This is a genomic window from Streptomyces sp. NPDC020362 (assembly GCF_040642095.1).
Classification (GTDB): Bacteria; Actinomycetota; Actinomycetes; order Streptomycetales; family Streptomycetaceae; genus Streptomyces.
The window spans coordinates 1-11,944 of record NZ_JBFAET010000243.1; the positions used below are offsets into that span (position 1 = coordinate 1).

Consider the following 11,944-nt stretch of genomic DNA (forward strand, 5'->3'; position numbering starts at 1 on the left):
CGGCCGCGCCCGGAGCCCGGTGTCCCGTACCGGTGCCGCCCGTGCCGGTCGGCCGCTGTCCGCCCGGCTCGCAGCCGCGTTCCGAACCCGTGTCCGGGGCTCCGCCCGGCGCCCGTCCGCCCGGTTCCGAACGGCTCTCCGTGTCCGTGCCGGGCGCGTCGGGAAGGTTCCCGCCGTGCCACGCCCGGTCGGCGAGCGGCAGGTCGCAGGCGATGACCCGTACGGCGTGCCGTGCCGCCCACCGCACCGCCGCCAGTTCCGGTGAGAAGTCGGCGAAGGGATAGAACGCCGGGCCCCCGATCCCGTCGCCGGGTGCGGCGGCGAGGGCGACCGGCGCCCGGGTCTCCCCGTGGGCGAGCCAGGGCACCCAGTCCTGCAGTTCCGCGGGCAGCTCGACGAGCAGGACGTCCGGCTTCGCCGCATCCAGCAGCGCCGGCACGGCCGCGGCCAGGGACGGCGCGTGGTGCCGTACGCCGATGAGATAGGGCGCCGCCGGGTCGGTGAGGGCCAGGGCGGCCGCCTCGGGAGAAGCGTGGGGCACGGCCTTCAGCCCTCCAGGACCGTACGCAGGTCCCACAGGGTCCGCCAGGTGGCGGAGCCCTGCTCTGCGCGGCGCCGGACGGGACCGTCCCAGTAGCCGCGCAGCCGGGCCGCGTCGGCCGGGTCGTCCTTGCGCACGACACCGAGGAGATGTCCCGGGAGCAGGCCGAGGACGTCGCGGTCACCGGGGAAGTACGCCGCGGCCAGGCCCAGCGCGCCAGCGACCGACACGGCCTCCGCGGTGCTCATCACGGTGGACGGCCGCTCCACCTCCCAGCCCTCCGCCGACCGCCCCTCGCGCAGATCCCGGAACGCGGTGACCAGAGCTTCCAGCACGGCGTCGTCGACCTGGAAGGGAGCCCCGGCCCGCTCCACCGAGGCCCTGGACTGGCGGCGCACCAGCGCGGTCTCGGCGTCGAGGTCCGGGATGGGGCCCACGGTCTCGAAGTTGAAGCGGCGCTTGAGCGCGGCGGACATCTCCGAGACGCCCTTGTCCCGCAGGTTGGCGGTGGCGATGAGATTGAACCCGGGCGCCGCGTGGGCCAACGCGTCCTCGCCGCCCGCCAGTTCGGGCACCGCGATGCGCCGCTCCGACAGCAGCGACACCAGGGAGTCCTGCACCTCGGGCAGACAGCGGGTGACCTCCTCGACCCGGGCGATCGCACCCCGGGTCATCGCGGTCAGCACCGGCGACGGCACCAGCGCCTTGCGGCTGGGCCCCTGCGCGAGCAGCAGGGCGTAGTTCCAGCCGTACTTGAGCTGGTCCTCGGTCGTGCCGGCGGTGCCCTGCACGACCAGGCCGCTGGTCCCGCACACGGCGGCCGACAGCAGCTCGGACAGCAGGGACTTGGCGGTGCCGGGCTCGCCGACGAGCAGCAGCCCCCGCTCACCGGCGAGCGTGACGACACACCGCTCCACCAGAGCCCGGTCGCCGACGAACTTCCCCTCGACCACCAGACGCCGTGGCACTCCGTCCGGCACCTCGGCGTCCTCGGGCAGCCGCAGCGCCTGCCCGCCGCTGCCCATGACGAACGTGACGACCGCCCGGGGCGTGAGGTGCCACGCGGGCGGACGCGGCCCGGTGTCGTACGCGGCGAGGAAGGCGAGTTCGGCGGCGTACAGGTCCTCGGGCGGGACGATCTGACGGGTCGTGTCGGGAACGAGGACGGTGGTCATCGGCTGGTGTCCTTCGGGGTGGTGCGAGTGGTGGTCGGTGGGTGGAGGGTCATCGGCGCCGCCCCCTGCGCGTGGCCCGCGTGGTCAGCTCCTCGTACGCCGGGGCGTCCCCGGCGCGGACGCGGTCCCAGGCGCGCGCGAACAGCTCCGGCACCGCGAGCAGGGGCAGGGCGCGTCGCCGGTCGAGGACCGGGTACAGGCCCTCCTTCCAGATCTCCACCGGCAGCGCGGGCGACTTCAGGTCGCGCCAGCCGCAGGGCAGGAACAGGGTCCGCCCGGCGCGCGACCGCTTGGCCTCGACGACCAGGTCCGTCGCGGCCAGTTCCGCCCGTGCCTTCTTGGTCCGGGCGGGCTTCCAGCCGGTCCAGCGCGCGCAGTTGCGGTCCGTCGGATCGGGCAGCGCCAGCAGCTGGAGGTAGAGGACCGCCGCGTCCTCGCCCAGTCCGTGCGCCGCCGCGACCTCGGCGACGAGGGCGGGAGCGCTGACGGCCGGATCCTGGGCGTGACCCGGGGGGACCTCGGTGCCGAGGCCGGCCTCGACGGCCCGGGCCAGCTCCTCACCGAGGAGCGTGCGCAGCATCCGCGGACCGTGGGCGCGCGCGTCGCCGACCAGGCCGTCCAGCAGCCCGAACACGGCGTCGTCGGGCCCGCTGAGCGCGGCGGGTCGGATGAGGACCGTCTCCGTGTCGCGGTACCAGGGACGCAGCACGATCGCCTCGCCGACCCGCGTGAGACCGCGCGCGTCGGAGCCGCCGGTCTCCGGGAGGCCGTAGGCCTTGCGCAGTTCGACGGCGGTCGAGCCGCCCTTCTCCGTCCACTCGACGTCAAGGTCGAGCAGCAGCTCGGGGTCGGTCATGCGCCGGCGCAGTGCGGCGAGCCCCTCGGGCAGGGCCGCGCGCAGCGGATGGCCGTACGGCAGGACGTAGGCCAGCGCGGCCAGGGCGTTCACGGCGGCCGACAGGTCGTGCCGGCCGGGCACCGCCGAGGGGTCCGCCCAGACCAGGTTGCCCTCCGGGTCGGGCCGCAGGACCGTGGTGCGGGCGAGCCACGGGGTGCGGGCGGGGTTGAGCACCTCCTCGGCGTATCCCGCACCCATGCCGGCGAGATCGGCGCTGAGGTCCTCGGGCACGCGGACGAGCGAGCCGAGCCGCTCGGCCCACACCCGGCCGGCGGCCTCGGTGTCCGGTCCGGTGGTCCACAGGTCGGCGGGGTCCGCGGGCAGCAGGGCGCCCAGCAGGGCCGTTCGCTCGTCGGGTCCCAGGTTGTTCACCCTGCCGCAGGCGAACTCGTTCTGCCGGGGCTTGAGCCCGAGGACGGCCAGTCCCTCGGCATCGGGCGACGGCGGCAGGCCGGCCGACAGCACGGTGGCCTGGAGCGGCCCCAGCCCGCCGCGGGTGGCCTTCACGAGCGCCTCGACCGCCTCGGCCCGCCAGGGGGCGGCGCCCTTGTCCCGGACCAGCCGCAGGACGGTGGCGAGGTCGTCGGCGGAGATCGCCGGGGCGTGCCGGACCTCGCTCTCCAGCACGAAGTGGGCGATCGCGCCGAACGCGCCGGACGGGTCGTGGTCCAACGCCAGCCAGCGCACGCGGTCCCGCTCGCTGTCGACGCTCTGGCAGCCGAGGATCACCACCGTCCGGCCGTCGCGGCGCAGCACCTGGCCGGCGCGCTCCTGCTTGTCGTGGGGCTCGACCAGCACGATCTCGCGCAGGGTGCCGTCGGTCGCGGGGAGCGGTCCTTCGGCGACGGCCTCCAGCAGCAGGAGCAGCGGCTCCCGCCCGGCATCGGTCAGGGCGGGCGAGGCGGCCCGCAGCGCGAGGGCCCGCAGGGTGCCCAGTACCGGCGGCCACACCATCCCGATCCCGGGGACGGTGTGCTCGTCACCGACCCAGCCGTCGCCCAGAGCGCCGAGGCGCTCCAGGCCGGGCAGTCGCCTGCCCTCGGCCGGCCTGCCCGCCAGCACGTGGTTCACCGCCCGGATCTGGCGCAGCGCGCTCCACCGCTCCCGGTACCACCAGCCGTTCAGGCCGATGATCCCGGCCACTGCGTCGTGCAGGGTGCGGTCGTCGCCGTGCTGCGGCTGGTAGTCGGCGAACATCTCCTCGGTCCCGTGGGGCTTGTGCGGCCGTTCCTGGGGTGGAGCCGCGAAGGCCGTGGCCGACTCGGAGATGCGCAGCGCCACCCGCACCAGCGAGGCGACACCGGTGAGCAGCCTGCCGTCGGTGCAGTCGGACAGGGTGGGCGCGACGGCGCCGAGAGTGACGTGATAGGCGGACGGCACGGCGGCCCTGGCGGCCTCGTCCGAGCCGGCGTCGGTCAGCGCCTGCCGTCGTCCCTGCAGGGCCAGCGCCGTCACCCGCAGCACCTCGGCGGCGTGCTCGTCGGTCAGGGCGCGCAGCACGGCCGAGCCCTGCTCGTCGCGCGGGCGCAGCGCGTGCCAGAAGGCGAGGGGCGGCACCAGACGTGTTCCGGCGGCGAAGTCGCTGCCCCGGTCGTCGACCGGTGTCACCGAGCCCAGTTCCCCGCCCGGGGACGTGTCCTCGGCGGTGAACAGGCCCACCCGGCGGTGCATCTGCACGGCGACCGGCGCGGCGCCCCCGGGCAGCCGCAGCGCCCCGAGCGGCACCATGCCGGCCCGGCCGTTGTACGCGGTCACGGAGACCGTGCGCCCGTCCGGTGTCCCGGCGACGCTGCGGGCCTCGTCCCCCTCGCCCTCCAGGCGCACCCAGCGGCCCAGCACCGTGCCGTCGGTGCCGAACGGGCTGTTCTCCAGGCCCGGTTGCAGCGGCAGCACCTCGCAGGAGCGCGGCAGCAGCGAGGCGTCCTCGCGGATGCCGGAGCGCAGCAGCGCGGGCAGGGAGGCGCGGCCGTGCGTGCCGGTGGCCGGGTCGTACTCCAGCCACACCGTCTGCACGCCCTGCCTGCCCTGGCGCCACAGCGTGGTGCCGTCGCCGATCACGTCACGGCTCGGCGGCAGGACGGTGTCCCCGGCGTGCAGGGTGCGGCCGCCGGTGGCGCGTCCGCCGCCGGGCAGCGGGATCGAAGGGGCGCCGACCTCGTTCCCGGTCCAGTAGGAGGACAGCTGCTCGCCGCCGAGTTCGAAGACCTCCGCGGGCCGGGCCGACCAGTAGCCGTACTGTTTGGCGTCCTTGCGCCACATCACCAGCAACTCCCCGTCCGCATAGCGGAACCGGGGGCGCTGCCAGCGGTTCAGCCCCTGGGGCAGCCGCAGGTCGTGGTCCAGGAGCACCTGCTCCGGGCCGACCACGACCGCCTTGTGCCGGCGCACCAGGATCAGCGCGGGCCAGGCCTCGTGGACCGTCAGGGTGTTGTCCTCGTCCTTCCTGGTCTCGGCGTCGAGGAGTGCCAAGGCCTCGTCCAGGGCGGGCCAGCCCAGCTCGTCCAGGATGCCGGCGCGCAGGGTGCGGCCGAGCAGCGGCGCGACCGGGTGACCGGCGACCCGGGCGGCGGCGTCCGCGTTGACCTCGGAGGCGATCGACCGGAAGGGGCGCAGCCGGTCCAGCGCGGCACGGGCGCCGGGCAGGCCCGTCGCGCGCGTGTAGTTCCCGGCGGCCTCGTCCAGCCACTCGTGCAGCACGACCGAGAGCACGGGGTGGGCGGCGACGGTCTTCAGCAGCTCGTGGCTCTGCGCGTCCTTGCCGACCGCGTCGACGGCCTGGTGCAGCAGGCGCCGCAGGCGCGGGTCGGCCCCGACGGCCACCAGGTTCCGTCGACCGTCCCGGGTGTCCTTCAGCCAACTGGTGAGCGGCAGGAACACGTTCATGCTCACGCCGGGGCCCGGCACCGTGAGCGGGACGTTCTCGGTCACGCACAGGTCCAGCAGGTCGAGGTCGGCACCGGCGTGCCAGCGGCCGGTGAACAGGTCCACGGCCCGCCCGGCGGTGCGCAGCTGCGGAGCCATCCGCTCCACGAGCGCCAGGGTGCCGGGGGAGCGGCGCGAGACGGACCCGCCGTGCTTGCGGAAGGCGGCCCAGCGGCTCAGCCAGTCGGCGGGATCGACGCCGTGCTCCGCAGCCGCCTCGGCGTCGGTCAGCAGCCGCTCGGCCCCGCACTTCGCGAGCAGCGCAAGCCAGAACTCGTCGTCCTCGACCTCGCGCCCGAGTCCGGCCGGCATGATCTCCAGCAGGCGGGCGCGCACGGCAGGCCGGCTCTCGGCGAGGACGGGAAGCAGGGCGCGGTAGGAGTTCCAGAAGGACGCGGGCGCGCGGACGGCGGCGGGGGAGGCGATGAGGTCGGCGACCAGGGCGCACTCCTCGGTGGCCCGGTCCAGGCCCGCCGCCTTGATCAGACCGCGCGCGTCCTGCGGCAGCGAGGCGTACGGCGGCATGCCGGCCGCGCAGCGCTCGACCGTCAGCTGCCGGAACTGGTCCCATGCGGCGGCCGGGTCGAGACGCGTGGCGAGGTCCTTCACATGCTCCTTGAGGGCCTTGACGGTCAGCGCTCCGGCGAAGGCGAACTCCAGGAACACCGCCCGCTGCCGCTCCTCGTCCACGGTCAGCGCGTGCACCCGCTCGGCCTCGCGGGCCTTGCCGAAGAAGGCGGCGGCGTACGTGGTGTTCTCGTGCTGCAGGAAGACCCGTGCGGCCTGCTCGTAGAAGGTCGGCAGGAAGTGCGGCACGGCCCGGCCGAGCCGTTCGCCGAGCGCCTCGAAGCCCTCCTTGGCGTGTCCCGGACGGGACTTGGCCTGCCGGGCGAGCCGCTCGACGTCCTTGACCAGGGCGAGGGCGTGGTGTCCGTTGGCCGGGTCGTTCACCAGCGCCCAGGCCGGGAAGCCCAGCGTCTCCTTGCGCACCTGCCCGACCTCGGGGGCCTCCGGATCGCGGGCCAGGCCCAGGAACTCCAGCGCCAGGTCCTCGGCCTCGCCGAGCGTGCCCGGCACCAGGCGGACCACCTGCCGGTCGTCCAGGGCGGGATGGGTGTAGGTGCGGGCAGTGAGGCTGTCGGCGTCCTCGCGCGTGGTGCTGCCCGGGGGCAGTACGGCGCCGGCGTCCAGCAGCGCGGCCGCGGTGGTCTCGTCGTACCCGGTGGTGGCCGTCATGCCGCCTGCTCCTCGTCCTGGATGTCCCGCCCGGCGTACAGCGAGGCCGCCATGCGCATGCCCTCCGACCAGGCGACCGGCCCCACCTGACCGAGCTTCAGCACGCGTCCGGAAGGATCGGCCCACACCAGCGGGCCGGTCTCGGTCTCCTCCCAGCTGTCGTAGTCGCCGACCCAGACGCGGGCCTCGATGCCTCGCCCGTCCTCCAGGACGGAGCACACGGCGTGTCCGCCGCGCACCCGGTAGCCGAGCTGGGTCGCCCTGCCGTGCAGGAAGCGCAGCTCCTTGTACGAGCCGCCCGCGTACTCCTCCACCTGGGTGCCCTCGGCGTCGAGGCCGGCCGGGCGGTGCCAGACCTCGCGGAAGAGCTGCTGGGCGCGCTGCTCGACGCCCAGCTCGACGGCGAACTCCCGCAGCTCTTCCAGGTCGTCGAGGAGGACCGGGTGCGGGATGCGGACGAGGTCTGGGGAGATACGGACGGTGTCGCCGTCGAGGTCGACGAGGCCGAGACCACGCTCGGCGTCGGCGTCCCGCAGGAAGCCGGCGACCTGCCCGTCGGCGCCGGTGACGACGAGGTCGCGCAGGGCGGCCTGCCAGGCGGGGTCCGGCCAGATGCGGGTGACGACGGCGAGCGGCACCGGCAGCGAGCGGACCATCCACCGCTCCGCATCGGCCAGGCACTGCCGCTCGTGGCGCTCCAGCCACTCGGCGAGCTGCCTGAGTCCCATGACCGCCGGATCGTCGGCGAGCTTGGCGGGCACGGACTTCAGCCGTCGTCCGGCCGCGTTGCGGCACACCACCTTTCCGCCGTCGAGGGCGACCTCGTAGTCGCCGGCCGCAACCCACCCCATACATGCCTCCCCGCATGCTCAGTGATCAAGTGACGGGAACTCTAGGGGAGGCCACTGACAACGCCGTCGGGGGCCCGGTTGCCCGTCACCCCCACGGAACCGGCCACGCCGGATTGTGGACGAGGAGCGGGTGGAATCGCGGCCCTCGGAGGCCCGCTCGGACCGGCCACCGTGCGAACTCCCAGCGTCCCGCCGCGGCGGGGGCGCGCCCGTTCACTGTGCGGACGCCCCCTGTGCGCAACCTGTGCACCCCCTGTCGGGGCCGCGCGCGTGCCCTGTGCGGATGCCGGGAGTTGACCTTCACAAAACCTTTCCTTTGCGTGGCCGGAAGACGTCTTGTTGCGTCAACTCCGAACACAACAAGGTGGGTTGAGCACTAGAGCATCAGGAGTCGCAAGCGCACTGCTTGACCCGGGCGGTCGATGGCCCGGGCGCCGACGGGGGAGCTGATGCGGTGCGCTCGGCCGCTGTCGTCCATCGCGCGGCGCCGCCGCTTGCCGCACCGATCCGGAACCATTCCCTCCGATGTCTTTCTCCTGGTGCCTTCGTCCGGTGCCCGAGACAGGGATAGGAGGGGGAAAGCCGATGAGCGCGGTGAGCGCCGCCAAGCCGACGTATCCCGGCGTCTACGTCGAAGAGTTTCCCAGCAGTACCCGCACCATCTCGACCCTGACCACGTCGGTGACGGCTTTCGTGGGCCACACCCGACGCGGTCCGCTCAACGAGCCGGTACGCGTCACCAGCTTCGCGGAGTTCGAGCGCCGCTTCGGCGGCCTGAGCGCACGCAGCGCCGTCGGCTACGCGGTCCACCAGTTCTTCGGCAACGGCGGTACCGTCGCCGTCGTCGTCCGCGTCACCAGGGCCGGCAGCGGCAAGGCCGCCTGCGTCACCCTCAAGTCCACCGAGGGCCACAGCGACAGCCCGGTCCTCGAGGTGCACGCCAAGGAGCCCGGCGTGTGGGGCAACGGCCTGCGCGTGGCCGTCGACCAGGACACGCCCTGCCCCGACGAAACCTTCAACCTGACGGTCCACGACGCCCGGGGCGAGGCCCGCGAGAGCTTCACCGGCCTGTCCATGGACCCGTCCGACGACCGCTACGCGCAGACCGTGATCAACGCGGGCTCCCGGCTGATCCGCGTCGAGGCGGTCGGCGAGGGCCGCCCGGACCCGTCCGGCACCGTCTCCAAGCCCTTCGGCCACCACCTTCCCGACCTGGCCGTCGACCTCACCGTCAAGATCGGCGAGGTGGAGCGCGAGTTCACGCTCTACGACCCCGACTGCGACGGCGAAGCCCCCTGCTCGGTCGCCGAGCTGGCACTGCTGCTCGAACGCAAGCTGCGCGCCCTGCCCGACGCCCCCGGCAAGCACGCCTACGCGGGCGCCGAGGTCACCGCCTTCGGCCGCCGCATCCAGGTCGTCGCGGGCTCCACCGACCCCGAGGACGTCGTCCGCTTCCTCGGCGAGTGCGCCAACGACCTCGGCCTGGAGGCCTCCGTCAACCCGCCCGTCTTCCCGCTGGCCGGCGGCGAGGACGGCGAGGCTCCCGGACCCGGCGACCTCATCGGCTCCGAGGCCGGCAAGACCGGCCTCCAGGCACTGCGCCAGGTTGCCGACGTCAACCTCCTCGCCCTGCCCGAACTCGCGGCGTACGAGAAGACCGAGGACGCGATCACCGTCGTCTCGGCCGCCCAGCGCCTGTGCCAGGAACGCCGGATGTTCCTGCTCGTCGACGCGCCCGGCACCTGGGTCAGCGTGGATTCGGCACGCGCAGGGATCGCCGCCTTCGACGCCGTACGCGGCAATCACGCCGGCCTGTACTTCCCGCACCTGCAGCTCACCGACCCGCTCACCGGGCGGCTGCGCTCCTTCCCGCCCTCCGGCGCGATCGCCGGCGTCATCGCGCGCACCGACTCCGAGCGCGGCGTGTGGAAGGCACCGGCCGGCACCGAGGCACGGCTCGCCGGAGTCCACTCGCTCACCGTGAGCCTCACCGACCGCGAGACCGGGCTGCTCAACCCGCTGGGCGTCAACTGCCTGCGCAGCTTCCCGCTGACCGGCCCGACCGTGTGGGGCGCCCGCACCCTGGAGGGAACCGACGCGCTCGACAGCGAGTGGAAGTACGTCCCCGTACGACGGCTCGCCCTGCACGTCGAGGAGAGCCTCCAGCGCGGCCTGCAGTGGGTGGTGTTCGAGCCCAACGACGAGAACCTGTGGCAGCAGATCCGGCTCGCCGCCTCCTCGTACCTGCACACGCTCTTCCGGCAGGGCGCCTTCAAGGGCGGCACCCCGCGCGAGGCCTATTTCGTCAAGTGCGACAGCGACACCACGACCGACGAGGACATCGCGAACGGGATCGTGAACGTCCTGGTCGGCATCGCACCGGTGCGTCCGGCGGAGTTCGTGATCGTCAAAATCCAGCAGACGTCCGGGCAGTTCGAGCTGTAGGCCCGCGGGAATCGTGGAGAGCTGAAGGAATCCGATGGCAGAGTTCACCGTCAACGCCCATCGTTTCGACCCCTACAAGAACTTCAAGTTCCTGGTCCTGTGGGACGGTCGTACGGTCGCCGGCATCAGCAAGATCAGCCCGCTGAAGCGCACCACCGAGGTCGTCAAGCACCGCAACGGCGGCGACCCCTCCTCCCCGCGCAAGTCGCCGGGCCGCTCCGAGTTCGAGGGCATCACCCTGGAGCGCGGGGTCACCCACGACCCCGAGTTCGACCGCTGGGCCAACAAGGTCTGGCAGGTCGGCGCCGGGCTCGGCTCCGAGGTGTCCCTCGCCGACTTCCGCAAGGACATCGTCATCCAGGTCCTCAACGAGGCCGGCCAGGTCGCCGTCTCCCACAAGCTCTACCGGACCTGGCCCAGCGAGTACCAGGTGCTCGGTGAGATGGACGCCAATGCCAACGCGGTGGCCATCCAGTCACTGAAGCTGGAGTGCGAGGGCTGGGAGCGGGACTACGAGGTGCCCGAGCCCGAGGAGCCCTCCTTCCTCAACCCGGCCTGACCCGACGGGAGGTGAGGAAGCCGGGGGGAACACATGGCGATCACCGGGGCGGCCGGGCTGCTGGCCGCCTGGGAGGCGGGGCTCGCCGAGGCGCCCGACGGGCGCGCCCTGCTGCTGCACCGCACGGCGCGCCCGGACCTCGACGCCGCGGCGCTGCCCGGGGTACCGGTGGGCGAGCGCGAGACCGACCTGTTCGCCCTGCGCCGCGCCCTGTTCGGGGAACGGATGCAGGTGCGGCTGGAGTGCCGGGCGTGCGGCGCGGACATGGAGTTCGAGCTGGACGCGGCCCAGTTCGCCCGCTCCCCGGGCGGGCCGGCCGAGACGGCCGTACGGCTGACGCAGGACGGCTGGGACATCACCTTCCGGCTGCCGGCCGCCGCCGATCTGACGGCCGCGGCCCGGGCCGCGGACCCACGTGCCGCGCTGCTCGCCCGCTGCCTGGTCTCGGCGGTGCACGACGGCACGCCGCGGGCCGCCGACGCCCTCCCGGGACCGGTGCAGCGGCGCATCGCCGAGGCCGTCGAGGCCGCCGACCCGGGCGCCGACGTCACGCTCGCCATCGGCTGCCCCGAGTGCGGCACGGCCACCCGGGCCGAACTCGACATCGCCTCCTACCTGTGGACGGAACTGGACGCCTGGGCGAGGGACCTGCTCCTCGACGTCCACCTGCTCGCCACCGCCTACGGCTGGAGCGAACCGGAGATCCTGGCGCTCAGCCCGCTGCGGCGCCGCTACTACCTGGAGCTGTGTGCGGATGTCTGACGCCTACTCCCGGGCGCCCGAGGCGGAGCCCGACTTCCTCGACCGGCTGATCGCCCGGCACGCCGCCGCGTCGCGACCCGGCACGGTCCGGGTACGGCCACGGCTGCCCGGCCCCTTCGAACGCGTCGAGGCGGTCCGGGCCCGCACCGCGGACCCGGACGCCACCGACACCGTGCTGTGGCCCTCCGCCGCACCGGCACCCGTTCCGGAGCGGGACGCGCCCCGCCCCGCCGCCGAGGTCCGGCGGCACACGGAACGGGAACGGACCGTCGTACGGACCCGGCGGGACCCCGCCGAGCCGCCGGCACGCCCCGCCCCGCCCGCCCTGCCCGACGCACCCCTGCTGCGTCCCGCCGCGCCCCTCGCGCCGGGACCCCGCCCGGTGCCCCTGACCGGGCCGCGCACCTCCGGGCGGGGAGGCCCGGAATCCGGCGCGGACCGGGATGCGGCGCCCGTGCCCATCCCCCCGGGTACGGGCGCCGCTCCTCCCTCGGGGCGGGCCGCATGTCCCTCCTCGACCCAGGTGTCCAGCGCGCAGTCCGGCTCGTCGTGGCT

The 11,944-nt window shown here is 74.2% G+C and carries 8 protein-coding genes; 4 read left to right on the plus strand and 4 right to left on the minus strand.

Annotation, left to right across the window (positions count from 1 at the left end; genetic code table 11):
- The 4 genes from AB0H32_RS42585 to AB0H32_RS42600 all read right to left on the minus strand — a co-directional run.
- The coding region (locus tag AB0H32_RS42585; protein WP_361133194.1) for a DUF5682 family protein at positions 1 to 541 on the minus strand (541 nt) is incomplete at its 3' end.
- 5 nt (positions 542 to 546) lie between these two features.
- Positions 547 to 1,716, minus strand: coding sequence for an AAA family ATPase (locus tag AB0H32_RS42590; protein WP_361133197.1), 1,170 nt, complete (start codon positions 1,714 to 1,716; stop codon positions 547 to 549).
- A 49-nt stretch (positions 1,717 to 1,765) separates the two neighbouring features.
- Complete coding sequence (locus AB0H32_RS42595) at positions 1,766 to 6,772, minus strand: hypothetical protein (protein WP_361133200.1); 5,007 nt, start codon at positions 6,770 to 6,772, stop codon at positions 1,766 to 1,768.
- On the minus strand, positions 6,769 to 7,623 hold the full coding sequence (locus tag AB0H32_RS42600) for a DUF4132 domain-containing protein (RefSeq protein ID WP_361133202.1): 855 nt from the start codon (positions 7,621 to 7,623) through the stop codon (positions 6,769 to 6,771). Before AB0H32_RS42600 ends, AB0H32_RS42595 begins: the two co-directional genes overlap by 4 nt.
- A 585-nt stretch (positions 7,624 to 8,208) precedes the next feature.
- Between AB0H32_RS42600 and AB0H32_RS42605 the strand changes: the two genes are divergently transcribed.
- From AB0H32_RS42605 to AB0H32_RS42620, 4 genes are all read left to right on the plus strand, one after another.
- The gene (locus AB0H32_RS42605) at positions 8,209 to 10,068 is read left to right on the plus strand and encodes a phage tail sheath subtilisin-like domain-containing protein (protein ID WP_361133205.1); all 1,860 of its coding nucleotides are present in this window, start codon (positions 8,209 to 8,211) and stop codon (positions 10,066 to 10,068) included.
- A 34-nt stretch (positions 10,069 to 10,102) separates the two neighbouring features.
- Entirely contained in the window at positions 10,103 to 10,627 is a 525-nt protein-coding gene (locus AB0H32_RS42610; protein ID WP_067310862.1) for a phage tail protein, read from the plus strand.
- A 33-nt stretch (positions 10,628 to 10,660) separates the two neighbouring features.
- On the plus strand, positions 10,661 to 11,389 hold the full coding sequence (locus AB0H32_RS42615) for a hypothetical protein (RefSeq protein ID WP_361133208.1): 729 nt from the start codon (positions 10,661 to 10,663) through the stop codon (positions 11,387 to 11,389).
- Positions 11,382 to 11,944, plus strand: a 563-nt coding sequence (locus tag AB0H32_RS42620) for a hypothetical protein (protein WP_361133210.1), incomplete at its 3' end; no start/stop codon positions are given. The genes AB0H32_RS42615 and AB0H32_RS42620, both read left to right, overlap by 8 nt.

Coding starts and splice junctions, on each gene's coding strand:
- AB0H32_RS42590 (WP_361133197.1), bottom strand. CDS start 1,716: ATGACCACCGTCCTCGTTCCCGACACGACCCGTCAGATCGTCCCGCCC.
- AB0H32_RS42595 (WP_361133200.1), bottom strand. CDS start 6,772: ATGACGGCCACCACCGGGTACGACGAGACCACCGCGGCCGCGCTGCTG.
- AB0H32_RS42600 (WP_361133202.1), bottom strand. CDS start 7,623: ATGGGGTGGGTTGCGGCCGGCGACTACGAGGTCGCCCTCGACGGCGGA.
- AB0H32_RS42605 (WP_361133205.1), top strand. CDS start 8,209: ATGAGCGCGGTGAGCGCCGCCAAGCCGACGTATCCCGGCGTCTACGTC.
- AB0H32_RS42610 (WP_067310862.1), top strand. CDS start 10,103: ATGGCAGAGTTCACCGTCAACGCCCATCGTTTCGACCCCTACAAGAAC.
- AB0H32_RS42615 (WP_361133208.1), top strand. CDS start 10,661: ATGGCGATCACCGGGGCGGCCGGGCTGCTGGCCGCCTGGGAGGCGGGG.